Source organism: Streptomyces sp. RB17 (genome assembly GCF_009604455.1).
Lineage (GTDB): Bacteria > Actinomycetota > Actinomycetes > Streptomycetales > Streptomycetaceae > Streptomyces.
Genome location: NZ_WEGL01000001.1, coordinates 1,249,869 through 1,273,722, shown reverse-complemented (window position 1 = coordinate 1,273,722; position 23,854 = coordinate 1,249,869). Strand labels below are relative to the sequence as shown.

The 23,854-nt window shown below is 72.4% G+C and carries 23 protein-coding genes; 8 read left to right on the top strand and 15 right to left on the bottom strand.

Annotated elements, in window-relative coordinates:
- Positions 1-43: 43 nt before the first annotated feature.
- From SRB17_RS05835 to SRB17_RS05820, 4 genes are all read right to left on the bottom strand, one after another.
- Positions 44-700 (bottom strand): DUF899 domain-containing protein, encoded by a 657-nt coding sequence (locus SRB17_RS05835; RefSeq protein ID WP_153535075.1) that lies wholly within the window; start codon positions 698-700, stop codon positions 44-46.
- Between the two features lie 173 nt (positions 701-873).
- On the bottom strand, positions 874-2,226 hold the full coding sequence (locus SRB17_RS05830) for an amidohydrolase (protein ID WP_153535073.1): 1,353 nt from the start codon (positions 2,224-2,226) through the stop codon (positions 874-876).
- Positions 2,227-2,329: 103 nt separating this feature from the next.
- Entirely contained in the window at positions 2,330-4,168 is a 1,839-nt protein-coding gene (locus tag SRB17_RS05825) for an FUSC family protein (RefSeq protein WP_323375049.1), read from the bottom strand.
- A gap of 189 nt (positions 4,169-4,357) precedes the next feature.
- Entirely contained in the window at positions 4,358-5,161 is an 804-nt protein-coding gene (locus SRB17_RS05820; protein WP_416237025.1) for a nucleotidyltransferase domain-containing protein, read from the bottom strand.
- Between the two features lie 407 nt (positions 5,162-5,568).
- On the opposite strand from SRB17_RS05820, the gene SRB17_RS05815 reads away from it, so the two are divergent.
- From SRB17_RS05815 to SRB17_RS05805, 3 genes are all read left to right on the top strand, one after another.
- Positions 5,569-6,102 (top strand): hypothetical protein, encoded by a 534-nt coding sequence (locus tag SRB17_RS05815; RefSeq protein ID WP_153535069.1) that lies wholly within the window; start codon positions 5,569-5,571, stop codon positions 6,100-6,102.
- Positions 6,103-6,186: 84 nt separating this feature from the next.
- Positions 6,187-6,630, top strand: a complete 444-nt coding sequence (locus SRB17_RS05810; RefSeq protein ID WP_323375048.1) for a RidA family protein — start codon at positions 6,187-6,189, stop codon at positions 6,628-6,630.
- Positions 6,631-6,641: 11 nt separating this feature from the next.
- Positions 6,642-7,097, top strand: coding sequence for a GNAT family N-acetyltransferase (locus tag SRB17_RS05805; protein ID WP_323375116.1), 456 nt, complete (start codon positions 6,642-6,644; stop codon positions 7,095-7,097).
- A 77-nt stretch (positions 7,098-7,174) separates the two neighbouring features.
- On the opposite strand, the gene SRB17_RS05800 is transcribed toward SRB17_RS05805, so the two are convergent.
- Together SRB17_RS05800 and SRB17_RS05795 are read right to left on the bottom strand one after the other, a co-directional pair.
- Entirely contained in the window at positions 7,175-7,897 is a 723-nt protein-coding gene (locus SRB17_RS05800; RefSeq protein WP_323375047.1) for an aspartate/glutamate racemase family protein, read from the bottom strand.
- A gap of 5 nt (positions 7,898-7,902) precedes the next feature.
- The gene (locus SRB17_RS05795; RefSeq protein WP_323375046.1) at positions 7,903-9,360 is read right to left on the bottom strand and encodes an NCS1 family nucleobase:cation symporter-1; all 1,458 of its coding nucleotides are present in this window, start codon (positions 9,358-9,360) and stop codon (positions 7,903-7,905) included.
- 188 nt (positions 9,361-9,548) lie between these two features.
- Here SRB17_RS05795 and SRB17_RS05790 point away from each other — a divergent pair, with 188 nt between their 5' ends.
- On the top strand, positions 9,549-10,211 hold the full coding sequence (locus SRB17_RS05790) for a GntR family transcriptional regulator (RefSeq protein WP_153535067.1): 663 nt from the start codon (positions 9,549-9,551) through the stop codon (positions 10,209-10,211).
- Between the two features lie 59 nt (positions 10,212-10,270).
- On the opposite strand, the gene SRB17_RS05785 is transcribed toward SRB17_RS05790, so the two are convergent.
- Positions 10,271-10,966, bottom strand: a complete 696-nt coding sequence (locus SRB17_RS05785; RefSeq protein WP_153535065.1) for a uracil-DNA glycosylase — start codon at positions 10,964-10,966, stop codon at positions 10,271-10,273.
- Positions 10,967-11,287: 321 nt separating this feature from the next.
- On the opposite strand from SRB17_RS05785, the gene SRB17_RS05780 reads away from it, so the two are divergent.
- The gene (locus SRB17_RS05780) at positions 11,288-12,064 is read left to right on the top strand and encodes an RNA-binding S4 domain-containing protein (protein ID WP_153535063.1); all 777 of its coding nucleotides are present in this window, start codon (positions 11,288-11,290) and stop codon (positions 12,062-12,064) included.
- Between the two features lie 90 nt (positions 12,065-12,154).
- Here SRB17_RS05780 and SRB17_RS05775 read toward each other — a convergent pair whose 3' ends face one another.
- From SRB17_RS05775 to SRB17_RS05765, 3 genes are all read right to left on the bottom strand, one after another.
- The gene (locus SRB17_RS05775; protein WP_153535061.1) at positions 12,155-12,604 is read right to left on the bottom strand and encodes a DoxX family protein; all 450 of its coding nucleotides are present in this window, start codon (positions 12,602-12,604) and stop codon (positions 12,155-12,157) included.
- A gap of 103 nt (positions 12,605-12,707) precedes the next feature.
- The gene (locus SRB17_RS05770; RefSeq protein WP_228395833.1) at positions 12,708-13,403 is read right to left on the bottom strand and encodes a class I SAM-dependent methyltransferase; all 696 of its coding nucleotides are present in this window, start codon (positions 13,401-13,403) and stop codon (positions 12,708-12,710) included.
- 80 nt (positions 13,404-13,483) lie between these two features.
- A complete protein-coding gene (locus tag SRB17_RS05765; protein ID WP_323375045.1) occupies positions 13,484-14,404 on the bottom strand; it encodes an acyltransferase domain-containing protein in 921 nt (306 codons plus the stop codon).
- Positions 14,405-14,490: 86 nt separating this feature from the next.
- Between SRB17_RS05765 and SRB17_RS05760 the strand changes: the two genes are divergently transcribed.
- Positions 14,491-14,787 (top strand): DUF6343 family protein, encoded by a 297-nt coding sequence (locus tag SRB17_RS05760; protein ID WP_194293907.1) that lies wholly within the window; start codon positions 14,491-14,493, stop codon positions 14,785-14,787.
- Between the two features lie 41 nt (positions 14,788-14,828).
- Here SRB17_RS05760 and SRB17_RS05755 read toward each other — a convergent pair whose 3' ends face one another.
- The 4 genes from SRB17_RS05755 to rpsA form a co-directional block, all read right to left on the bottom strand.
- Entirely contained in the window at positions 14,829-15,209 is a 381-nt protein-coding gene (locus tag SRB17_RS05755) for a tetratricopeptide repeat protein (protein ID WP_323375044.1), read from the bottom strand.
- Between the two features lie 62 nt (positions 15,210-15,271).
- The gene (gene coaE / locus SRB17_RS05750; protein WP_153535055.1) at positions 15,272-15,883 is read right to left on the bottom strand and encodes a dephospho-CoA kinase; all 612 of its coding nucleotides are present in this window, start codon (positions 15,881-15,883) and stop codon (positions 15,272-15,274) included.
- A 45-nt stretch (positions 15,884-15,928) separates the two neighbouring features.
- The gene (locus tag SRB17_RS05745) at positions 15,929-16,867 is read right to left on the bottom strand and encodes a PAC2 family protein (RefSeq protein ID WP_323375043.1); all 939 of its coding nucleotides are present in this window, start codon (positions 16,865-16,867) and stop codon (positions 15,929-15,931) included.
- A gap of 295 nt (positions 16,868-17,162) precedes the next feature.
- Positions 17,163-18,653, bottom strand: coding sequence for a 30S ribosomal protein S1 (rpsA, locus tag SRB17_RS05740; RefSeq protein WP_023551529.1), 1,491 nt, complete (start codon positions 18,651-18,653; stop codon positions 17,163-17,165).
- 371 nt (positions 18,654-19,024) lie between these two features.
- Between rpsA and SRB17_RS05735 the strand changes: the two genes are divergently transcribed.
- Both SRB17_RS05735 and SRB17_RS05730 read left to right on the top strand, forming a co-directional pair.
- Positions 19,025-19,861 carry a class I SAM-dependent methyltransferase gene (locus SRB17_RS05735; protein ID WP_323375115.1) on the top strand — a complete coding sequence of 279 codons (837 nt, stop codon included), beginning with the start codon at positions 19,025-19,027 and terminating at the stop codon, positions 19,859-19,861.
- Between the two features lie 100 nt (positions 19,862-19,961).
- Complete coding sequence (locus tag SRB17_RS05730) at positions 19,962-22,865, top strand: ATP-dependent helicase C-terminal domain-containing protein (protein ID WP_323375042.1); 2,904 nt, start codon at positions 19,962-19,964, stop codon at positions 22,863-22,865.
- Here SRB17_RS05730 and SRB17_RS05725 read toward each other — a convergent pair.
- On the bottom strand, positions 22,855-23,847 hold the full coding sequence (locus tag SRB17_RS05725; RefSeq protein ID WP_153535051.1) for a DUF3068 domain-containing protein: 993 nt from the start codon (positions 23,845-23,847) through the stop codon (positions 22,855-22,857). The two genes, SRB17_RS05730 and SRB17_RS05725, sit on opposite strands and share 11 nt — an antisense overlap.
- Positions 23,848-23,854 lie beyond the last annotated feature (7 nt).

Below are 23,854 nucleotides of genomic sequence, written 5' to 3'. Positions count from 1 at the left end.
GTGAGGAATCGTTCACTTTGTGACATGAACCGCACCGTCCGCGTCAGTAGTCGTACTCGTCGTGAAGGCGCAGCCGGTCACTGCCCGCCGGGCTGCGGCCGAGGAGCGTGAGGTCGAGCAGGCCGGCGAGGGTGCCGAGTCCGTCCAGCCCGTCGTCGTACGCCGAGTAGGTGTGGAAGACCCGGTCCCGGTCGCGCAGGAAGCAGCTGACGCCCGGCCGCTCGACGAGGCCCCCGTCCGACTCCACCGTGGCCCCGAAGTCGAGGTTGAAGTCGCCGTGGGACGAGGAGCACGACGCGGAGTACCAGGGCACCACCCAGCCCATCCGCGCCTTGAACGGCAGGATCCGGGTGAACGGGGCCCGGGAGACGGCCGCGAAGGAGGTGTTCCGGGCCCGCAGATGGGCGAGGTGGCCGACCTGGTCCAGGAAGGCCGAGCAGCACGGGCAGCCGGTCTCCCACTCCGGGGCGAACATGAAGTGGTGGACGACGAGCTGGGAGCGACCCTCGAAGAGGTCCAGCAGGGTGGCCTTGCCGTCGCCGCCCTCGAAGACGTACTCCGCGTCGACCTCGACCATGGGCAGCCGCCGCCGCGCCTCCCCGAGCACCTCACGGGCCCGCCTGACCGCCTCCTCCTTGCGCAGCAATTCCTCGCGCGCCGCACGCCACTGCTCGCGCGAGACGATCTCCGGATGCGACATGGGCCCTCCTGTCCGCCGGTCGGTACGGGGTGGTGACCGCCGCCGGGAGCGGAACTCATCGCTGTGCGCGGAGATTTTGGCGGAGATTTCCGCGGAGAGTCCGCGTGGAGTTCCGCAAAGACTTTCGCTGAGACCTTTGGGCGCCACCTCACGCATGCGCGGTACCGGCCGGCTCAGGTGTCGTACTCCTGGATGCGCCGCCCATGACTGCGGTCGGTCAGCGCGGGCAGCCGACGGCCCAACTCCTGTACGACCGCGGGCAGGTCGAGGGTGAGGAGCTGCCGGTCGCGCATCAGGACCCGGCCGTCGACGACGGTCGTGCGGACGTCCGAGGAGCGCGCGCTGTGCACGAGGGTGGCGGCGAGGTCGTGGACGGGCTGGGTGTGCGGGCCGGTCAGGTCGACCAGGACGATGTCGGCGCGGCGGCCGGGCGCGAGGGTGCCCACGCGGTCGCCGAGCCGGACGGCTCGGGCGCTCTGCAGCGTGGCGTGGTGCAGGGCCTGGCGGGACGTCAGCCAGCGTGGATCGCCTTCGGTGGACTTCTGGATCAGGGAGGTCAGCGCCATCGACTCCCAGACGTCGAGGGAGTTGTTGGAGGCGGCGCCGTCCGTGGCGAGCCCGACGGGGACGCCGGCCGCGCGCAGGGCCCGTACCGGAGTGGTGGTGGGCCAGGCGAACTTGAGGTAGCCGCGGGGTGCGGTCGCCACGGCCGTACGGCCGCCCGTGCCGGCGAGCAGCGGAAGGTCGCGCGCCACGATGCCGGTGCCGTGCGCGATGAGCAGGTCGGTCTCGAGGAGCCCGGCGCGGTCGAGGACCTCGATGGGGGTGAGACCGTGCCGGGCGAGGCTGGTGTCGGTCTGGTCGCGGTTCTCGGCGGCGTGGATGTGGACGGGGAGGTGGTGGGCGCGGGCCAGTTCGGCGGTCGCGGTGAGGTCGGTGCCGGTGACGGTGTAGGGGGCGTGCGGGGCGAGGGCGGTGGTGATGCGGCCGTCGGCGGTGGCGCGGTGGCGGAGGGCGAATTCGGCCGAGCGCTCCCGCCCTTCGGGGCCCTGGCTGGAGAAGTAGGCCTCGCCGAGGTGGGCGCGCAAGCCGCACTCGGCGACGACGGCGGCGACGGCGTCCATGTGGAAGTAGTGGTCGGCGAAGCAGGTCACCCCGCCCCGGATCATCTCGGCGCAGGCGAGCCGGGCACCCAGCTCCACGTCGTCGGCGGTGAGGTTGGACTCGACGGGCCAGACGACGTCGTTGAACCACTCCTCGGTCGGCAGGTCCTCGGCGAGTCCGCGCAGGGCCACCATCGGGGCGTGCGTATGGCAGTTGATCAGCCCCGGCATGGCGACCTGCCCGTACGCCTCGATCCGCTGCAGGGCGGGCAGGTCGCGCACGGCCGCGGCGGAGGTGACCGACTCGATGACCCGGTCACGTACGACGATCGCCGCGTCCTGGCGGAAACCGACCTGTTCCTCCTCGTCATGGACGAGCGCGGTGCAGCCGGTGATGACGAGGTCGGCGGGAGTGGCACGCATGGGCCCACCGTACGGCTACAGGACGGCGGCGTACGGGGCTGCACGGCGGCGGGGGCTACGCGGCGGGGCGGGCTACCGGGCTACCCCGGCCTCAGGCGTGCGACTACGCGGCGACGGGCAGCGGCACCTCGACCCCCTGGTGCCTCAACTCGTGCAGGGCATCCTGCAGTTGCCCGACATGCCGCGGCGTGAGCCGGCCGGTTTCGTCGAGGTGTACGGCACAGGCCGTGGTCGTGTCGACAAGTCGCTCCAGGACGTCCGCGACGGCGTCCGTGCCCGCGGTGTGGCGGGCGAGGGCGGGCAGTTCGGCGGCAGCGAGCGCGATGGCGCTACGGGCCTCGGCGAGGGTGCGGTAGGCCTCCCGGCGCAGTACCCACCGCTCGGCGCGGTCGTCGGACTCGCCGAGGACGTGCACGAGATAGGCGTGCGCGGCACTTCCGGCCGTGGCGAGCCGCGCCCGTACCCCGCCGCCGCGCTCCCCCGGCATCGGCAGATGCCCGACCACCAGCACGAGCGCGCAGGCCAGCAGGGTCTCGCCGATCCGGCTGACGGAGGCCTGCGGCTCGCCACCGGCCATCACCAGGGCGAGGACGAGGACGGTGACGACGGCGGTCAGCGCGGCGAAGTGCCGGGTGGCGACCGGCACCAGCGCCCCGCAGACCGCGACCAGCGCGATCAGCCCGGCGGGCCGGGGCAGCAGCGCGGCGAGCCCGGCGAACACCAGGGCGCCCAGCACGGTTCCGGCGGCCCGGCACAGCACCCGTGAGGCGAGCGGCCCGAGGTCGGGCTTGACGAGGAAGACGGCGGTGGCGGGCAGCCAGTACCAGTGCTGGTGCTGGCCGTACCAACGGGTGTGGTGCAGCGCCTGGGCGATGGCGGCGCTGGCCCCGAAGCAGACGGCGACCCGCAGTCCGTACTCGCGTCCGCCGGTGCCGAACGCGGCGCGCAGGGCGCCGCGGAGGCCCATGCGTCGGGTGAGCAGCCGGTGCTGGGCGCCCTGGCCCTGGTCGAAGGTCTCGGCCGCGCGCAGCAGCGCGTCGTCGAGGGCGCGCAGGGCGGGGGCCGACCGGTGCGGGGCGGGCAGCGGGCCGGTGCCGGTGTTGCCGCGGACGGCGGCGGCGAGCCGCCGGGGCCCTTCCGCCGCCCGCGCGGAGACCGGCTCGCCCGCCCAGAACAGCGCGGTGGCGGCCTCTGCGAGCGGGAGGGCGGCCACGTACTGCGCGTGCAGCCGGCGCTCGGCGGCGGAACTGGCGCAACGGCGCAGCCGGGGCCCGGCGAGGGCGTCCTGGGCCTGGTCGAGCGCGGCGGTGAGCGCGGCCCGCCGGGCGGTGGCCCGGTCCCCGCCCACGGCGTCGAGGAGGGCGGCGACGGCGTCGTACACCTCGGCGACCGCCGCCCGCTCACCATCGAACCGGAAGTCCCCGGTGAGCGAACCGGGCGTGGGCAGGGCGAGCCGCAGCAGAAGCAGCCAGCCGGCCCCGGCGAGAAAGGCGAGGGCCCGCTGCCAGCCGCTGTCGGCCGCCGGCATCCCGGCGCCGATCGCGGCGCCGACGAGCAGTTGCGTTCCAGCGGCGGAGGCGACGGGCCCGACCGCGCTGACGCCACCGGCGACCAGCCCCAGCAGGGTGAGCGCCAGGGTCAGCGGTACGGCGGCCGGCCCCTGCCCCGCGTACGTCCCCGCGAGCAGCCCGAGCGCCCCGGCCAGCGCGGGCACGCCGAGCCGCCTGACGGAGGCGCGCCGGCTGCCGGGCCGGTCGTTGATGCCGGCGAGCATCGCGGCGATGGCGGCGAGGACGCCGGGGGCGGTGTGTTCCGTGCCGACGCCGGCGAGCAGCAGCGGCCCGGCGGCGAGCGCACCCCGGGTCACCGCACTCCAGGGAACGGGACCGCGCTGGGCGCGCAGGGCGTGGGCGAGCCAGAGGGGTGCGGCGGGCCGGGACACGGGGCTCCTGTCGTAGGCGGGCGGGAGGTGCCTTGCCTTCGGACGACGGTGGCCGGGTGGGCTGTGCTCCCACGGTAGGGGGCGTTCCCGGGGCGAACCCGGTGATCGGGTTTCGGGCATGTGAAAGGTGCCCGTGTGGCCGGTTTCTTTATGAACGCAATGCCCCTGTGAACGTGATGCGCCGGTCCCCTACGACCGCAATGCGCCGCCGACGATCTCCTCGGCCTCGGTCACGGCGGCGACGAGGGCCTCGGGTTCGGCCCGCAGCGCACCCACCACCGCGTCGATCTCTCGCAGCCCCGCCCGCTCCAGCAGCCGCTTCTCGTTCGTCACCCACTCGCCGCGTGCCGCGAGCACCCCGTGCGCGGCCTGGGCGGCGGCCGTCGCGAGGCAGCCGGCGGTCTCCGTGAGGCGGCCGTGCGGGGCGTGGTTGGCCTTCGCGTAGGCGAGGGTGGCGCGGGCGGTTCCGTGCCAGCGCTCGGCGGCGGTGACGCGCAGCCTGACCGGGTAGCCCGCCGGGCGGGGCAGGGTGCCGCGAAGCACCTGGTTGACGGCCAGTTCGGCGACGATCAGATAGGTGGGGACACCCGCCAGATGGAAGAGCAGCGGCTCCACCCGGAACCGTCCGGCCTCGGCCTCCGCCAGCTCGTGCTCGACCACGTCCAGGTCCCGGTAATGCACGTCGACCCGGCGTCCGTCGATCGTCAGCCAGGCCCCGCCGTTGAAGACCCCGCCGCCCCATCCGCCGACCTCGGACACCTCGCCCTCCCAGCCGACGGCCCGCAGGTCGTCGGGGTCGAAGGGGCCGCGGTAGTAGATCGCCAGGTCCCAGTCGCTGTCGTCCCGGTGGGTTCCCTGGGCCCGGGAGCCGCCGAGGGCGACCGCCCGGACGGTGGGGAGGGCGGCGAGGCGGTCGGCGGTACGGGCGAGGAAGACGGAATCGGGATTCCGGTGCGCGGGCAAGGGCATGGGCGTGGGAGTGGGCGGGGGCATGGCCTCAGCCTGCCGCAGCGTCCCGGAGTCCGCTTCCGAAATTCCCGCGAGACCCTCCGCGACAACCCCGTGACAACCCCGCGAGTCCCTCCGCGATCCGCTGTCCCGCTGTCCCGCTCCGCGCCTGGTCACGACCCGTTGTCAGTGGCACGCGTTATCAAGGGATCGTAACGCAGTGTGACGACGGGAGGCGGTCATGACGATCCAGGACGGCAGGGAGCGGGACGCGAGCGGGCACGAGCGGGAGGGGGAAGCCCCGGAGCCGCAGGAGGACTGGCAGAAGGGCCGGGCTGACGCGGCGGATACGCGCACGCATGTGTCGATGGCGGGGCTGCGCGCCCGGGGATGGACACCGGGTATGGTCCGCCGGGGCGCACGAACGTCCGGCGGACTCCCCGCTGAACACGGTGTACGAAGCCTGCCGCGCCGCAGGGCTGCACGGATTCCGTCTGGACGCCTACTGGACCTGGCAGGAGGCCGTCCGCTACTACCTCGACCGCGGACTGTGGGTGACCTCGTGGAACCACGCCCTCGGGTTCGCCCGGCTCTCGTCCCTGCCCGCGTACGAAGTCCGGGCGCGCAGCGGCGAGTTGACCCTGTTCGTCGAGGGCGAGCCGCTGCTCGTGGCCGGCGACGACGGGCGACGGCTGCTGCTCCGGGAGACCGCCGGCTACCGGCGCATCGCCGGCGGACGTGAGGTGATGGGTGTGTACGCACGCTCCACGCTCGCTCCGCATCTCGCCGTCCACGGGCGTCCGTTGGTGCGCGGGGAGGAGGAGTGGGCCAGGGCCGGCTGGTGGTGCGACATCGGGGAGCCGGAGGGGCCGGCCTACAAGATCGGGGTGTTCGAACGCGTGGCACGGGAGGACGGTTGGCGGGTGGAGAGTCCGTACGCCGACGCCTGCGCCGTCGGTGTCCCGCCGCCGCAGGCACCCCGGTAATTCGGGTGCGGGCAGGGGCCGAGGGGGCCCATCATCGGGAACGTCGCGAAGTCGTCCACAGCCGTACCCAGGGGAGCAGCCCTCGTGATCCAGCGCGTCACCGTCCCGGTCCTCTTCCCGCCGCCCCGCTATTCCCACGCCTCCGTCGTCGAGGCCGGGACGAAGCTCGCCTTCCTCGCCGGGTCCGTGCCTCTCGACGCCGAGGGGGAGCTCGTCGGCCCGGGTGATCCGGTGCGGCAGGCCGAGCAGGTGATCGCCAATCTCCGGGAGCAACTGGTCGCCGTGGGGAGCGACTTGGCGCATGTGGTCGCGACGGACGTGTACGTGGTGAGCAGCGAGCCCTCGGTGCTGTCGGCGGTGTGGGAGGTGGTGGAGGCCTCCGGGCTGAGCGCGGGTCCGCACTCGTCCACGCTGCTCGGGGTCGCCTGCCTCGGCTACACCGGGCAGCTGGTGGAGATCACGGCCACGGCCGTGGTGCCGGAGGAGCCGGGCACGGCCGTGGTGCCGGGCCGGGCGGAGAACCGGTGACGGGCGAACCGGTGACGGGCGGGGTAGTGCTGCGCAGGGCCGTGACGGCGGACGCCCGGGCCGCCGCGGATGTGTATCTGCGGTCCTTCGACGCCGCGCTGCCCACCGTCGTCCGGCCGCGCGCCGACGACGAGGTGCGGGAGTACATCCGGGATGTCGTGGTGCCGTTGCGGGAGACCTGGGTGGCGGAGGACGACGGTGGCGGGATCGTCGGACTGATGGTGCTGAACGGGGAGTTGCTGTCGCAGCTGTATCTCGACCCGGAGTGGCGGGGGCGCGGTATCGGCGACCGGTTCGTCGCACTGGCCAAGGAGCGCAGCCCGGGCGGGCTGACCCTGTGGACCTTCCAGGTCAACAAGCCGGCCCACCGCTTCTACGAACGCCACGGTTTCGCCGCGGTCGAGTTCACGGACGGCAGCGGGAACGAGGAGCGGGAGCCGGACGTACGGTACGTCTGGCGGCCGTGAGCCCGACGTTCCGGGCCGCCGCAGCGAACGAGGGCCGGCGGCTTCGGGGGGTGGTGGGCCGCCGGACGCCTTGTGGCTCAGCGTGCCGGGCGTCCCCACCTCCTCTCCTTGGGCAGCGGCCGCGCGTAGCTGCCCGCTCGGCTGGTGGTGAGGCCCAGGGCGACCAGGGACTCGGCGAGCTTGACCGCCGCCGCCACGCCGTCGACCACGGGCACCCCGAGCTTCTCCCCCACCGCCCGCTGCAGTCCCGTCATCCCGGCGCAGCCCAGGACCAGGACCTCGGCGCCCGCGTCCCGGGCCCGCTCGGCCGCCGTCAGGAACGCGGCCTCGGTACGGCCCGGATCGTCGGCGAGGTCGAGGACGCCGAGGCCGGTGCCGACGACGGCGGCGCAGTTCCGGGCCACCCCGGCGGTCTCCAGGCTGTCCTCGATCTGGCCGCAGGAGCGGTCGAGGGTGGTGACGACGCCGTAGCGGCGGCCGAGAAGGCAGGCGAGGTGCGCGGCGGCCTCGGTGATGTCCACGACCGGGACGTCCACCAACTCCCGTACGCCTTCCCGGCCGTGCTCACCGAATCCGGCCAGGACGACGGCGTCGTACGCGGGTCCGTCGTACGTCCGCAGGGTGTCGAGGACGGCCGCGGCGGAGAGATGGCTGTCCAGCCAGCCCTCGGCGGACGCCGGGCCCCAGGCGGGGGTCAGGCCGGTCACCGTGGTGGCCGGGCCCGCGGCGGCCAGGGCGCCGCGGACGATCTCCTCGGTCATCTCCCGCGTGGTGTTGCAGTTGGTGACGACGATCCGCACGCCGGTCAGGCCTCCTTCGCCGTCGTCGCGCGCTCCCGGCGGGTCAGCAGCGTGTACAGGGCGGCGGCGAGCCCGGTGCCGATGAACCAGGAGTACGGCGCCACCTCGCTGAAGCTCTTGACCAGCGCCACCACGGCGGCCACCGCGGCGGAGGGCAGGAACGCCCACAATGCCGTCGGGTTGACGCCCTTGCGGTAGTGGTACGGCGTGCCCGGCCGGGCGTCGAACAGCGCGTCGACGTCGATCTTGCCGCGCTTGACCCGGTAGTAGTCGACCATGATCACGCCGAACAGGGGGCCCAGGAAGGCGCCGAGGCCGCCGAGGAAGTAGTTGACGACGGTCGGGTTGGAGAAGAGGTTCCAGGGGGTGACGACCAGCGCGGCCACCGTGCTGATCATGCCGCCGACCTTGAAGGTGATCTTCTGCGGCCAGACGTTGGCGAGGTCGTACGCCGGTGAGACGAAGTTGGCGACGATGTTGACGCCCATGGTGGCGACGGCGAACGTGAACGCGGCGATCACGAGCACCCAGGTGTTGCCGACCTTGGCGACCAGTTCCGCCGGGTCGGTGATGGCCTGTCCGAACGCCTTCAGCGAGCCTGCCGTGACGATCACGGAGACGACCACGAACGCGGTGGAGTTGATGGGCAGGCCCCAGAAGTTGCCACGCCGGACGGTCCTGTAGTCCGGCGCGAAGCGGGAGAAGTCACAGAAGTTGAGCATCAGCGTGCCGTAGGTGGCGAGGATCAGGCCGATCGCGCCGAACCACTGCCGCCACTGCTCGCCGGTGGACACCGGGTGCGGGGTGGAGGTGAGCGAGATGCTCCAGTGGGCCTTGGCCAGGACCCAGAGCGCCAGCGCGATCATCACCAGCCAGATGGCCGGACCGCAGAAGTCCTGGAACTTCCGCACGGCCTCCATGCCCTGGCTGATGATCAGCGCCTGGATCACCCAGAGCGAGACGAAGGAGATCCAGCCGAGCGCGTCCAGGCCGAGGAAGGAGTGGTGGGTGAGGGAGTCGAGGCCCGGCCAGGCCGCCAGCAGCATCACGTTGACGGCGACGGAGGCCAGATAGGTCTGGATTCCGTACCACATGATGGCGATCACGGCCCTGATCAGCGCGGGGATGTTGGCGCCCCAGACGCCGAAGCTGATCCGGCTGACCACCGGGAAGGGCACGCCGTGGCGCTGGCCGATCCTGCCCATCCAGTTCATGCCGGCGTAGATGAGCACGAAGCCGGCGAGCAGGGAGGTGAAGACCTGCCAGACGTTCATGCCGAGGACGAGCAGGCCGGCGGCGAAGGTGTAGTTGCCGAGGTTGTGGACGTCGGACATCCACATGGCGAAGAGGTCGAAGACCTTCCAGTTCCGCCGCTGGGCGGGGGCGAGGTCCTCGTTGACGAGACGGGGGTCGGGGACGAACGCGGGGGCGCCGGTGGCTTCGGCGCGGTCGGCGAGGGACACGGGGCCTCCTGGACAGGGGACGAAGGGGCCGTACCGCAGGAACTCGGACGGACTGCAGGCCGGGAGCCCACAGCGAGCCGCGTTTGGTATACCAAACAGCCGACATGGTGCCGTCGTCAAGCGTTCGGAGCGATGTCCGTGCCGTTACGGCCCCGTAAAAGTCGCCTCGCGTCGGCGAAGATGGGCCCATGACGAAGATCGAACCCCTGGGCGCGGTGCGCGAGCGCGTCCTGGCGAGCCTGCGGGAGGACATCATCGCGGGGCGCCTCGGACCCGGTGACCGACTCGTCGAACGGGAGCTCGCCGAGCGGTTCGGCGTCTCCCGGGTACCGGTGCGGGAGGCGATCCGTGCGCTGGTCGCCGAGGGCTTCGTCCTCTTCGAGTCCGCCCGCCGCACGGTGGTGCGCCGGCTGGATCCGACCGACGTCAGGGAACTCTTCGAACTGCGTGAGGCGTTGGAGGTGTACGCGGCGGGGCTGGCGGCGTCCCGGGTGACCCCCGAGGCCCTGGCGGAGCTGCGGGACCTGCTCGACCAGGCGGCGTGGGCGACGAAGGAGGGCGACGCCGAGGCGATCACGGACATCAACACCCGCTTCCACGACCGCATCCGCGCCCTGGCCGGCAACAGCCTGCTGATCTCGGTCATGGAGCCGGTCGACGGCCGCCTGCGCTGGCTCACCCGACGCAACGAGGAATGGCCCCAACTCCTCACCGAACACCGCGAGTTGTACGAGTCGATCGCCTCCGGCGACCCCGACCGCGCCCGCGCCCACGCACTCGCCCACGTCCGCGCCAACTACCGCTCGACGGTACGGCACCTGTTCGGAACCGACCCCGCCGACGCCGGCTGAAGGGCCGCTGCGAGTTGCCGAACGGCGGCCGTCGGCCGAGGTCGGCCGATGACGGCCGGTCAACGCAGTCCGGCCGCCTCCGCCGCCGTGCGCAGTACCTCGCGGAGCATCTCGGCGGTGAGCCGGCCGGTGAAGGTGTTGCGCTGGCTGACGTGGAAGCAGCCGAAGAGGTCCAGGTCGTCGAGCGCGACACGGGTGCCGTGGGCGAAGGCCGGGCGGGGCCGGGGCACGGTCCAGCCCGCCTCGCTGAACGCGGGCAGCGCGGCCTGCCAGCCGAAGGCACCGAGCACGACCGCGGCCCTCAGCGTCGGCCGCAGCAGCCTCAGCTCCTGGACCAGCCAGGGACGGCAGGTGTCCCGCTCGCCGGGGGTCGGCTTGTTGGCGGGCGGGGCGCAGCGCACGGGCGCGGTGACACGGACGCCGTACAGCTCCAGCCCGTCGTCGGCGCTGACGGACGTCGGCTGGGAGGCGAGCCCCTCGTCGTACAGCGCCTGGTAGAGCACGTCTCCGGAGCGGTCGCCGGTGAACATCCGGCCGGTGCGGTTGCCGCCGTGCGCGGCGGGGGCCAGCCCGATGATCACCAGCCGTGCGTCGGCGGGGCCGAAGCCGGGCACCGGCCGCCCCCAGTACGTCCAGTCGGCGAACGCGGCCCGTTTCGTGCGGGCCACCTCCTCGCGCCATGCGACCAGCCGAGGACAGGCCCGGCAGTCCGCGACCCGCCGGTCGAGCCGGGCGAGGGCGCTGCTGTCGTCCATAGGGCCACCGTATGCCCCACGGGCCTCCGTAACACGCCGCGCCCAGGACCACTCACCCGCGGATCAGCACGGACAGGATCGCCGGCCGCGGCCACAGAAGCCCAGGATGTCCACCGTCGCCGACCTCGGCCGACGCGACCAGCACGGCCGTGACAGAACGTGACAGGAGCAGTGGAATCAGCTCGGCCGGCTGCGGGAGGGGAAAGTCGAGCTCGAAGCCGCACGAGGTGGCGCATCCTCTCGCCGGTGAGCGCACGGGACCAGGGCACCCCCGGAAAATCGCCCCCGGCTCACCCGGCCCGGCGAGTTAAGGTCGGGGGCATGGCTTCCGAGGATGCGGGCGAGAACGTGAACCGTGAGACCGGCGGACCGGACGCGCCCGGCACCGCCCAGGACGCCCAAGGCACCCAAGGCACCCACGGATCCGGTGCCGCCGCCGAGCAGCCCGTCGACCCGAAGATCGCCGCCGCGGTGGCCGCCGCCGAGGCCGCGGGACCGGCCAAGGGCGAGACGGTCCGGATCGACAGCTGGATCTGGGCCGTGCGTCTGATCAAGACGCGTTCCCTGGGCGCCACCGCCTGCCGGGGCGGCCACGTCCATGTGAACGGCGAGCGGGTGAAGCCCGCCTATTCCGTACGCGTCGGTGACGAGGTGCGCCTGCGGCACGAGGGCCGGGAACGGATCGTGATCGTCAAGCGCCTGATCCGCAAGCGGGTCGGCGCCCCCGTGGCCGCCCAGTGCTACATCGACAACTCCCCGCCGCCTCCGCCCCGCGAGGCCGTCGCCCCCGCCGGCCTTCGCGACCGAGGCACCGGCCGCCCCACCAAGCGCGACCGCCGCGACATGGAACGCCTCCGCGGCCTCGCGGGCCCAGGTCTTCCCGGCGGCTCCGGAGGCTTCGCCGGCCCCGGCGGGCCTACTGAACTCGGCCAGTCCGGTGGATCCGGGGGCCGGGGCGGATCCGGCGGCCCGGACGGGTTCGGGTCGGGACGCCGGACCGAGACCGGTGGACGCGGTCGATCCAGCGGGTCCGGTGGGTCCGGCAGGCGTGGTGGATCCGGGTCCGGCGGGAGCGGTGGGCGTCCCCGGGGACGGTGATCCGACGGCGCTGCCACCTCGTATGCACACGCCGGTGCCGTCCGCCGGGCGCGGGGGCCCGGCCGGCGGCACCGGCGCCGCCCACCCGGGTCACTGACGCCGCACCAACCGCAGCAGCTCCGCATTGTGCTCGCGCCGGGCCCAGGCGATCAGGGCAAGCGGCACCATCAGAATCAGCGGGGTCACCGCGTTCTGGCCGTGGAAAACCGTGAGCTGGACGATGAACGCGCCCACCATCAGCGTGCTGAGCGCGATCGCCGCCACGGACTGCAGCGCGGGGATCAACAACGCGACGGCTCCTGCGAGTTCGAGCGCTCCGATGGTGTACATGGCCCCGCTGCCCCAGCCGATCTTGTCGAAGGACTCGACAGCCGAGGGGTGCGCGATGAGCTTGGGCAGCGCGCTCGCGATGCCGTAGAACAGCGCGAGCAGCACCTGCACGGTCCGCAACGCGACCCGGGCCGCGCGCCTCCGGCCGCTGAGGGAGCCGGCGGAGGTCACGGATGCGGTGTGGCCGGCGGGAGCGGTGGTCTCGGACATGAGGGTCTCCTGGGGAAGCGGTGCCGATTGCTTTCACCGAGGTAGACCCAGCGCGGTCCGGGAACTCATCGCTCTCCGGCGGCCCGGTGCGACCGAGTGCCCGCTACGCCTTCGCTGTCGCCCGCACCCATATGCGGTCCGGTGTCAGATACGCGTCCACCTCCAGCCCCGCTTCCTCCAGTGCCGATTCGAACTGCTCCTTGGTCAGCGGCCGGGCCAGGAAGGTGTGGGTCCACCGGGCGTCCGGGAAGTCGTACTCGACGTGGACCGAGTTCGCTCCGTTCCCGGCCGGCTGCGACGAGACGATCCGTATGGTGAAGCCGCTCGGGTCGACCCGCTCCCTGGGCACGTTCGTGTGGTAGTCCTCTCCCTCCCGCTGGATGAGCACGCAGCCGTCCTTCGCCACATGCCGGGCGCAGGTGCGCAGCAGGCCCCTGCGCAACTCCTCGTCACCGGCGTGCACGAGGAACGACGCGAGCAGCACCGCGTCGAACTTCTCTCCGCCGAGGTCCAGTTGCTCGATGGGGCTGCATATCGTGCGCGCCCCGCGGACCCGGCCGAGCATGTCGGCGGACTCGTCCACCACCGTGACCGTGAAACCGCGCTCGAGCAGGGGGTGGGTCATCCGGCCCACTCCGCTGCCCAGCTCCAGGATGTGCGCCCCGGCCGGTACCGCCGCGGCGACGACGTCCGGCTCGTCGCCCACCGGCAGCCGCTCGTACAGCTCGACCGGGCAGCCGTCCGGGGTGATCGCACCGGGTCCCGTGCCCTCGTATCCCTCACGCATTTCGACCGTCATGCCCGAACAACGGCCTGTCGCCGCAGGGCCGTTCCCGTTCGACCGTGGTTCACCCGTTCGAGTTAGTCCGCGCGGTCCGGTCAGTCCTTGCTGTCCGACCGGAACGGGAACCAGCCGTGCCCGATGTACCAGTGGCCGCCCGCCCGCAAGTGGTCCCCCACGGCCCGCTCCACGGACGTGCGGCGCGGCAGGTCCGCGATCGGCAGGTCGGGGTCGCCGAAGACGAACTGGACGGGTTCGCTGTCGGACGGCTCGGCGTCCTCGCGGGCGGTGCGGAACCGGTCCTGGAAGCGAATGATGTTGGAGTCGGCCGGCAGGTACCGCTTCAACTGCGCATCGAGCAGCCAGGAGTGGCACAGGGCGGCCACCGGCCGCTCCTCCGGGAAGTGCCGGGGGAAGAACTCGCGGGCCCAGGCCAGGGAGCGGTCGCAGGCGGACGGGGTCAGCGGGCCGAGGAAGTCGGGGATGTGCAGGTTCAGGCAGGGGGTGCCGGGCGCCACGTCCAGTCCGGCCGCCGCGATCGCCGCTGACGTGCGCTGTCCGTGCTGCGCCCGCTCGAACTGCAGCCGCCCCAGCTGGTACAGCTCACCACGGAAGTGCCGGACGAGCCAGCGCCGGGCGTTCACTCCGGTCGTCCCGTGCCGTCGGCGGTGCACAGCCATCTGACGTCCCAGGTCGGCGAGGGTGCGCCGGGAGACCTCGGGCGGTATGCCGCGTTCCCGGTGCCGGGCGAGGGTGTGTGGGAGCGCGGCGACGAAGACGTACGCGGCGAAGGTGCCGGCCAGCTCGGGCGGCGCCGCGTCCAGGAGTTCGGTGAGCTCGGGTGTGCGGCCGGTCTCCTCCGGATCGCGGAACAGTTCCTCGACGCACTCCCCCAGGAGTCTCAGCACTCCCGGGTCACCGGTCACCCGGCGCCGCGCGGCCACCAGATCGTTGATGTCCTCGTGCGGCACGGCCAGGTCGAGGAGCAGTTCGGGCAGGTCGTCGGCGTCCGGCAGCACGTGATCCCCCTTCGACGAGCGACGGTCGAGCGCCGTTGGTGTGCGTCGTCACCGAAGAGTACGTTGCAATGAGGAGTGGTGGTCCGATGCGTACGGGCAGTGAACCGGCGACCGCGCGCAGTGCTCTGCGGGCGCGGTTCTGGCTGTCCGTGTGGGGAATGGTCTGGGCGGTCTTCGGCACGGTGGCGTTCGTGCTCGTCGGGCGCCCCGGCTGGGCGGCGGCCTGCGGGGCGCTGTGGCTGGTGGTCAGCGTCGACATGGCCGTGATCGTCAGACACATCCGGCAGGGCCCGCACTATCAGCCGGGCCGTGACGTGCCGCCGTACTCGCCGCCGGAGGACGGACCGCCGTTCCCGGGTCCGCCGAGGCACCGGCATCCCTGACCGGCCCCGCGCACGGCACGGTCGGCTCGGTCGCCGACGGGTCAGTCGTCGAAGCGTGCCGCTCTCACGTATTCCGGGTTCGGGTCCAGGGCGGCCGCGAGGCGGAAGTGGCGTTTGGCCTGGTCTGGGCGGCCCTGGCGTTCGTAGGTGCGGGCCAGCGCGAAGTGCGCGAACGCGTTGTCCGGCTCGCGCTCCAGCACGATCGTGAACTCCAGCTCGGCGGGCCGCAGTTGCGCCGCGGCGAAGAAGGCACGCGCGCGGAGCAGCCGAGCCGCGGTGTTCTCCGGGTGGGCGGCGATGACTGGGTCGAGCAGCTTCACCGCACCCCGCGGGTCCCGTGAATTGAGCAGATGCTCGGCTGCACGGAAGTCGATGACATGCGTCTCCGGAGTACGTCCGGTGGAACCGCTGATCTCGGGCACGGCTGAAGTCCTTCCCTCACTGCACCGTTTCAACGCCCCCGGAAGGGGCCGCTATTCCGGCGCTACTGCGCGGTGCGCTCGCGCGCACGCCGTACGAGGTCCTCCCACACCTCGGCGACACGCTTGTGCAGCGCGTCCAGCGGCACGTCGTTGTCGATCACGATGTCCGCGATCTGTCTGCGCTGCTCGCGGGTCGCCTGCGCAGCCATACGCGCGCGTGCGTCCTCCTCGGTCATCCCGCGCAGCCGGACCAGCCGGTCGAGCTGGGTCTCGGGGCTCGCGTCCACGACGACCACGAGGTCGTAGAGCGGCGCCAGGGCGTTCTCGGTGAGGAGGGGCACGTCGTGGATCACCACGGCGTCGGCGGTCGCGGCCTCTTCCAGCTCGCGGGAGCGGGCGCCCACCAGGGGGTGCACGATCGAGTTGAGGACGGCGAGCTTCTCGGGGTCGGCGAAGACGATCGAGCCCAGTGCGGGCCGGTCCAGGCTGCCGTCCGCGGTGAGGATCTCCGCGCCGAAGGCATCGACCACGGCGGCGAGGCCGGGGGTGCCCGGCGCCACGACCTCGCGCGCGATGCGGTCCGCGTCGATCAGCACGGCCCCGTGCTCCACCAGCAGCCGTGACACCTCGCTCTTGCCGGCGCCGATCCCACCGGTCAGGCCCACTTTCAGCATGAGCGCCAGCTTAGGCTCTGCAACTGACAACGGGACCGGCGGAGGTCAACCGTCGCCCTCGCGCTCCGCCAGGAACCGCTCGAACTCGAGCCCGATCTCGTCGGCCGACGGGATGTCCACCGGTTCGGCGAGCATGTTGCCCCGGGTCTCGGCGCCCGCGGCGGCGTCGAACTGGTGCTCCAGGCCCTGGACGAGCGCGGTCAGCTCCTCGTCGCCCTCCTGGATCTGGCGGTCGATCTCCGTCTGGGTGCGGTACGCGTCCGTGCGCAGCGAGTGCGCGATGCCCGGGAGGACCAGTCCGGTGGCGGCCGTGATGGCCTCCAGGACGGTCAGGGCGGCGTCCGGGTAGGCCGAACGGGCGATGTAGTGCGGAACGTGCGCGGCGACGCCCAGGACGTCGTGCCCGGCCTCCATCAGGCGGTACTCCACCAGCGACTCGGCGCTGCCGGGTACCTGGGCCTCCTCGAAGGGGCTGCGGTGGCCCGGGACGAGGTCGGTGCGGTTGCCGTGCGGGGTGAGACCCACCGGGCGGGTGTGCGGGACGCCCATGGGGATGCCGTGGAAGTTCACGGAGAGGCGGACGCCGAGCCGCTCCACGATCTGCCGTACGGCCGCCGCGAACCGCTCCCACTCCACGTCCGGCTCGGGCCCGGACAGCAGCAGGAAGGGGGCGCCCGTGGTGTCCTGGACGAGGCGGACCTCGATGGCCGGGACCTCGTAGTCCGTCCAGCGGTCCCGCTTGAAGGTCAGCAGGGGCCGGCGGGCCCGGTAGTCCACGAGCCGGTCGTGGTCGAACCGGGCGACGAGCTGGTGGGGCAGTGAGTCGAGCAGCCGTTCGACGATCTGGTCCCCGGTCTCACCCGCGTCGATGTATCCGTCGAAGTGGTAGAGCATGACAAGTCCGGCCGACTCCTGGGCCAGCGCCATGTCGACAACGGCGAGGCCCTTCGGCTCCCATGCGTACAAACCCTGCGGATCAAGCACTGTGACCGCTCCTCCTCGTGTTCGTTCATCGACAACGCGTCGTGGAGCGGGGGCATTCCCGCGAGAGTCCACTGACCAATGATCTTGGGGAGACCGTACGAAGAAGGCGCGGGCAACTCCGATCCTCCAGGGGCGCGGGGCTGTATCAATATGCGGCTCCGCCGCGTGGCGCGCCAAAGCCACGGACGGCCCGCACCCGAAGAACGACCTGCAGCCCCCGGACATGCCGAGGGGCCGCACCTCGAAAGGTACGGCCCCTCAGAACCAGCTATCGGCTAAGCCTCAGCGGCAGCGCTCAGCTCTGGCCGCCGGCCAGCTTCTCGCGCAGCGCGGCCAGCGCCTCGTCCGAGGCCAGCGCACCGGAGGTGTCCGCGCCCTCAGAGGAGTACGAACCGCCGGTCGCGGCCGGAGCCGCAGCCTCGCCACCCTCGGCCGCGGCAGCGGCGTCGGCCTCGCGGGACTTGATGACCTGCTGCTGGTGCTGCTCGAAGCGGGCCTGCGCCTCGGCGTACTGGCGCTCCCACTCCTCGCGCTGCTTCTCGTAGCCCGGCAGCCAGTCGTTGGTCTCCGGGTCGAAGCCCTCGGGGTAGATGTAGTTGCCCTGGTCGTCGTAGGACGCGGCCATGCCGTACAGGGTCGGGTCGAACTCGACCGAGGCCGGGTCGGCACCGAAGGACTCGTTGGCCTGCTTCAGCGAGAGGCTGATGCGACGACGCTCGAGGTCGATGTCGATGACCTTGACGAAGATCTCGTCGTTGACCTGCACGACCTGCTCCGGGATCTCCACGTGGCGCTCGGCCAGCTCGGAGATGTGGACCAGACCCTCGATGCCCTCGTCCACACGGACGAACGCACCGAACGGCACCAGCTTCGTGACCTTGCCGGGCACGACCTGGCCGATCTGGTGGGTGCGGGCGAACTGCTGCCACGGGTCTTCCTGGGTCGCCTTCAGCGACAGGGAGACGCGCTCGCGGTCCATGTCGACGTCGAGGACCTCGACGGTGACCTCCTGGCCGACCTCGACGACCTCGGACGGGTGGTCGATGTGCTTCCAGGACAGCTCGGAGACGTGGACCAGACCGTCGACGCCACCCAGGTCCACGAAGGCACCGAAGTTGACGATCGAGGAGACGACGCCGGAGCGGACCTGACCCTTCTGGAGGGTCGTGAGGAACGTCTGGCGGACCTCGGACTGGGTCTGCTCGAGCCAGGCGCGGCGGGACAGGACCACGTTGTTGCGGTTCTTGTCCAGCTCGATGATCTTGGCCTCGAGCTCCTTGCCGACGTACGGCTGAAGGTCGCGGACGCGGCGCATCTCGACCAGGGAGGCCGGGAGGAAGCCACGGAGGCCGATGTCGAGGATGAGACCACCCTTGACGACCTCGATGACGGTACCGGTGACGATGCCGTCCTCTTCCTTGATCTTCTCGATGGTGCCCCAGGCACGCTCGTACTGGGCGCGCTTCTTCGAGAGGATCAGGCGGCCTTCCTTGTCCTCCTTCTGGAGGACCAGGGCCTCGATCTCGTCGCCGACGGCCACGACCTCGTTCGGGTCGACGTCGTGCTTGATCGAGAGCTCGCGGCTCGGGATGACACCTTCGGTCTTGTAACCGATGTCGAGCAGGACCTCGTCCCGGTCGACCTTCACGATGACGCCGTCGACGATGTCGCCGTCGTTGAAGTACTTGATCGTCTCGTCGATCGCTGCGAGGAAAGCTTCCTCGTTACCGATGTCGTTGACCGCTACCTGCGGGGTGGTGGCGGTGGTCTCGGTGCTGCTCGTCATGTGGGAAAGGGCTCCGGTACGGACATTGAAGTCGTAGGTACTGCTTACGCCGGGAGCCCGTTTCGCTCTGCAGAAGCCGGACAGCCAAGGAAGCGCCACCTTGTGGGCACGAATGCCCGATGGCGCCTCGAGAACCGAGGGGACATACAACAGATGCGAGCGCAGCCTGCTACGTCTGAGGTGCGCAGGCCCGCAGCGCAACTTGTAGCATACGGGGGCAGCCGGACATGGTCAATGCGCGAAGGCGCACACCCGGGGCGGATCACCGCATAACCGGCAGAAGAAACGTCCCTTGAGGCCAGACAGGCCTGTGGGGCCGCCTCCGTGTCGGACCCTGGCGGGTTGGACGGAAGAGTACGACGAGGGAGCCGATCATCCAAGAGCCGGAAGCGTACGAACGCGAGGGATCCGAGGCGTTCGAGCCGGAGGCGACACGCCGTGACGCCGGTGTCGCGGAGAGCGCACGGGCGAACCGGGGCTGGTGGGACCGCAACGCGGACGAGTACCAGGTCGAGCACGGCACGTTCCTCGGCGACGACCGCTTCGTGTGGGGTCCGGAGGGCCTGGACGAGGTGGAGGCCGAGCTGCTCGGCCCGCCGGAGGAGCTGAAGGGCAAGGAGGTCCTGGAGATCGGCGCGGGCGCGGCGCAGTGCGCGCGCTGGCTGGCCGCCCAGGGGGCCCGCCCGGTGGCCCTGGACCTCTCGCACCGCCAGCTGCAGCACGCGCTGCGGATCGGCGGATCGTTTCCGCTGGTGTGCGCGGACGCCGGAGCGCTGCCCTTCGCGGACGGCTCCTTCCACCTGGTCTGCTCGGCGTACGGGGCGCTGCCCTTCGTCGCCGACCCGCGGCTGGTGCTGCGCGAGGTGCGCCGGGTGCTGCGTCCGGGTGGCCGGTTCGTCTTCTCGGTGACGCATCCGATCCGCTGGGCGTTCCCGGACGAGCCGGGCCCCGAGGGCCTGTCGGTGTCGTCCTCCTACTTCGACCGCACGCCCTACGTGGAGCAGGACGAGGAGGGCCGCGCGGTCTACGTCGAGCACCACCGGACGCTCGGCGACCGGGTCCGGGACATCGTGGCGTCCGGTTTCCGCCTGGTGGACCTGGTGGAGCCGGAGTGGCCGGCCTGGAACACCGCGGAGTGGGGCGGCTGGTCCCCGCTGCGCGGCCATCTGATCCCGGGGACGGCGATCTTCGTGTGCGAGCGGGACTGACCTCGGCCGATCGTCGGGGGCACGCGCGTGAGGGCGCTTACCCATACCTACGCGCACGCGCGCGTGAAGGCCGGTTTCGCCGTCGTACGACACTAGGGGCGTGATCCGTTACGACGCCCTGGACGCGCTGCCCGTGCGCTCGGCCCTGCCGGCCCTGACCGACGCCCTGGAGGACGGCGGCACCGCCGTGCTCGTGGCGCCGCCCGGCACCGGCAAGACGACGCTGGTGCCGCTGGTGCTGGCGGGGCTGGTCGGGGACGGGCCCGCACGGCGTGTCGTGGTGGCCGAGCCGCGCCGGATCGCGGTGCGGGCGGCGGCCCGGCGGATGGCGTGGCTGCTGGGCGAGAAGCCCGGCGAGAGCGTGGGCTTCACGGTGCGCGGTGAACGGGCCGTGGGGCGGCACACGCGCGTGGAGGTCGTCACGACCGGTGTGCTGCTGCAGCGGCTGCAACGGGACCAGGAGCTGCCGGGCGTCGACGTCGTGGTCCTCGACGAGTGCCACGAGCGGCATCTGGACGCCGACACGGTGGCCGCGTTCCTGTGGGACGTACGGCAGGCGCTGCGGCCGGAGCTGCGGCTGGTGGCCGCGTCGGCGACGACGGACGCGGAGGGGTGGGCGCGGCTGCTGGGCGGGGCGCCCGTGGTCGAGGCGGAGGGCGTCACGCATCCGGTGGAGGTGGTGTGGGCGCCTCCGGTGCGTCCGGTACGGCCGCCGCACGGGATGCGGGTCGATCCGGCACTGCTCGCGCATGTGGCCTCGGTGGTGCGGCGGGCGCTGGCCGAGCGGGACGGGGACGTGCTGTGCTTCCTGCCGGGTGTGGGCGAGATCGCGCGCGTGGCGGGGCAGCTCGGGGATCTCGGGGCGGTGGACGCGCTCCAGATGCACGGGCGGGCGCCGGCCGCGGTGCAGGACGCGGTGCTCTCTCCGGCAGGGCGGCGGCGGGTGGTGCTGGCGACCTCGGTGGCGGAGTCCTCGCTGACGGTGCCCGGGGTGCGCGTGGTGGTGGACTCGGGGCTCGCGCGCGAGCCGCGGGTGGACCACGCGCGCGGGCTGAGCGGGCTGACGACGGTACGGGCGTCGCGGGCGGCCGGGCGGCAGCGGGCGGGGCGGGCCGGTCGGGAGGCGCCGGGGGCGGTGTACCGGTGCTGGGCCGAGGCTGAGGACGGGCGGCTGCCGGCGTTTCCGGCGCCGGAGATCAAGGTGGCCGACCTGACCGCGTTCGCCCTGCAGGCCGCTTGCTGGGGCGATCCGGACGCCTCCGGGCTGGCGTTGCTCGATCCTCCGCCGGGTGGAGCCATGGCGGCGGCGCGGGAGGTTCTGTCGGCCGTGGGCGCGGTGGACTCCGTCGGTCGGGCCACGTCGGTCGGTGTGCGGCTGGCTCGGCTGGGGGTGCATCCCCGGCTGGGGCGCGCGTTGTTGGATACGGCCGGTGAGGGTGCGGAGGTTGTCGCTCTGCTCTCCGAAGAGGTGCCGCGGGATTACGGGGATGATCTCGCCGGTGCGCTGCGGCGGGCTCGGCGTGGGGGTGACGCCTACGCTGCGCGGTGGGCTGCGGAGGTGCGGCGGCTGCGGGCCGTCTCGGGGGAGTTCTCCCACCCACCCGCCCGTGACCGTCGGCCAGAAGGCCCCGAACAGACCGGACCGGGCGCCCCCGCCGGAGCACGCAGCCATAAGACGGAAGGCCCCGGCCAGGCCGGACCGAGCGACCCCACCGGAGTACGCGGCCGCAAGCCGGAAGGCCCCGAACAGACCGGACCGGGCGCCCCCGCCGGAGCAGGCAGCCATAAGACGGAAGGCCCCGGCCAGGCCGGACCGAGCGCTCCCACCGAAACACGCAGCCACAAGCCAGAAGGCCCCGAACAGACCGGACCAGACGCCCCCACCGAAACACGCAGCCGCAGGACGGAAGGCGACCCCACCGGAGTACGCGGCCGCCAGGCGGAAGGCTCCGGCGGGACCGGACCAGGCGGCCCCGCCGGAGCGCGCGGCCGTGCGGCGGAAGGCTTCGGGCAGGTCGGAGCAGGCGGCGATGGGGACCAGCTCGCCGGGGTCGTTGCTGCGCTGGCCTTTCCTGAGCGGGTCGGCAAGTCCGACGGTGGGTCGTATCTGATGGCTTCGGGGACTCGTGCCGAGTTGGTGGAGGGGTCCGGGCTGCGGAGTGCGCCGTGGATCGTCGTGGCCGTTGCCGATCGGCCCGCCGGGAAGGGGCACGCGCGTGTGCGGCTCGGAGCGGCCGTGAGCGAGGACGTGGCGCGGGCCGCCGCCGGGAGTCTGCTCGGCGAGCGGGACGAGGTCCACTGGGCCGGCGGGGATGTCGTGGCCCGGCATGTCGAGCGGCTCGGCGCCATCGAGCTGGCCGTACGGCCGCTGAGGGACGCCGACCCGGCGCTCGTACGCGACGCCCTGCTCGACGGCCTGCGGCAGGAAGGGCTCGGGCTGCTGCGCTGGTCGCCGGAGGCGGAGGTGCTGCGGCAGCGGCTCGCGTTCCTGCACGCCCGCCTTGGCGAGCCGTGGCCGGACGTGTCCGACGACGCGCTGCACGCGCGCGTGGACGAATGGCTGGAACCGGAGCTGAGCAGGGCGCGGCTGCGGGCCGATCTCGGCCGGATCGACGCCGGGCAGGCCCTCGCGCGGCTGCTGCCGTGGGCGAGCGGGGAGGCCGCGCGGCTGGACGAGCTGGCGCCCGAGCGGATCACGGTACCGAGTGGGTCCAGAATTCGGATCGACTATCGGGATCCGGAGCGGCCCGTGCTCGCGGTGAAGCTGCAGGAGATGTTCGGGCTGCGCGAGACGCCGGCCGTCGCCGGGGTGCCGCTGCTCGTGCATCTGCTCTCGCCCGCCGGGCGGCCCGCCGCCGTCACGGCCGATCTCGCCTCCTTCTGGAAGGGCGGCTACCGGGGCGTACGGGCCGAGTTGCGCGGGCGGTACCCGAAGCATCCGTGGCCCGAGGACCCGGCGACCGCCGAGCCCACCCGGCACACCAACGCGCGGCTCAGGAGCTGACCGGTTCGGGTTCGGCCGGTTCCGTGGATGCCGGGTCCCGGGGGCGGCGGGCGCGGGCCTCCAGGTAGAGGGAGAGGGCGAGGAGCAGCACGCCCGCGGTCAGGGAGCCCCAGGGGACGTACGAGGTGAGCGTCAGCACCAGGGTGCGGTTGTGCTCGACCAGGGCGACCGTGTGCTCGATGTAGTCCTCGCGCATCTTCACGTCCCCGGCGAACGCGGTGACCCTGTCCCGGCCGCCGAGCAGGGTGCCGCCGCGCAGTTCCTCCTTGTGCAGCTCCTCGCCGTAGACGGGCGCGCCGGTGACGGGTTCGACCCAGAACCTGCGGACTGTGCTGTACCAGCGGGTGGTGCCCGTCCTGGCGACCGATTCCGGTGTGATCCCCTGCACGGGCATGGTCTTGGGCATCGGGACCTTGGTCCAGGGGATGGTCTGCTCGAAGTAGTAGACCTGCAGGCCCCGGAAGGTCCGGGTGCCCTTGTAGTGGATGGGGCTGGTGGTGCGGGTCTGCGCGTCGAAGTACTCGTAGTCGCGCTTCTCGGTCAGGAAGGGCCACTTGAACTCGATGCCCTGGCGGGTGACCGGGTCGCCGTCGACCATCTCGCCGGTGGCGTGCACGGGGTCCTGGCTGTGGGCGTCGAAGATGTAGCGCTCGGGGACCTTGGAGACCATCTTGCCGTCGGGGCCCTGGACGTAGGAGAGGCTGTCCCAGACCACGACCGGCCGGCCCGCCGTCTTCTCGATCCTCTGCGCGGCCGCCACGTCGCCCTTGAGGGTCTGCACGATGGTGACCTCGGAGACCTTCCTCGCGCGCATGGTGCCGTAGTCGAGGAGGGTGGCGCCCTTGGCCTCAAGGACCATGTCCTGGTACTGGTTCGCCGGGATCCTGGCCAGGCGCGGGAAGGCGTACCAGCGCATGAGCGGGGCGAGCGCCGCGCAGAAGACGGCGCAGGCGAGCAGGACCAGGCTTGCCTTGCGGCGCATGGAAGGC

Excerpts from the sequence above, each read along its gene's own strand:
- SRB17_RS05775 (WP_153535061.1), bottom strand. The coding sequence starts at position 12,604 with ATGTCCGAGACCACCGCTCCCGCCGGCCACACCGCATCCGTGACCTCC.
- SRB17_RS05725 (WP_153535051.1), bottom strand. The coding sequence starts at position 23,847 with ATGCGCCGCAAGGCAAGCCTGGTCCTGCTCGCCTGCGCCGTCTTCTGC.
- SRB17_RS05770 (WP_228395833.1), bottom strand. The coding sequence starts at position 13,403 with ATGACGGTCGAAATGCGTGAGGGATACGAGGGCACGGGACCCGGTGCG.
- rpsA (WP_023551529.1), bottom strand. The coding sequence starts at position 18,653 with ATGACGAGCAGCACCGAGACCACCGCCACCACCCCGCAGGTAGCGGTC.
- SRB17_RS05830 (WP_153535073.1), bottom strand. The coding sequence starts at position 2,226 with ATGCGTGCCACTCCCGCCGACCTCGTCATCACCGGCTGCACCGCGCTC.
- SRB17_RS05780 (WP_153535063.1), top strand. The coding sequence starts at position 11,288 with ATGGCTTCCGAGGATGCGGGCGAGAACGTGAACCGTGAGACCGGCGGA.
- SRB17_RS05760 (WP_194293907.1), top strand. The coding sequence starts at position 14,491 with ATGCGTACGGGCAGTGAACCGGCGACCGCGCGCAGTGCTCTGCGGGCG.
- SRB17_RS05835 (WP_153535075.1), bottom strand. The coding sequence starts at position 700 with ATGTCGCATCCGGAGATCGTCTCGCGCGAGCAGTGGCGTGCGGCGCGC.
- SRB17_RS05790 (WP_153535067.1), top strand. The coding sequence starts at position 9,549 with ATGACGAAGATCGAACCCCTGGGCGCGGTGCGCGAGCGCGTCCTGGCG.
- SRB17_RS05820 (WP_416237025.1), bottom strand. The coding sequence starts at position 5,161 with ATGCCCCCGCCCACTCCCACGCCCATGCCCTTGCCCGCGCACCGGAAT.
- coaE (WP_153535055.1), bottom strand. The coding sequence starts at position 15,883 with ATGCTGAAAGTGGGCCTGACCGGTGGGATCGGCGCCGGCAAGAGCGAG.
- SRB17_RS05785 (WP_153535065.1), bottom strand. The coding sequence starts at position 10,966 with ATGGACGACAGCAGCGCCCTCGCCCGGCTCGACCGGCGGGTCGCGGAC.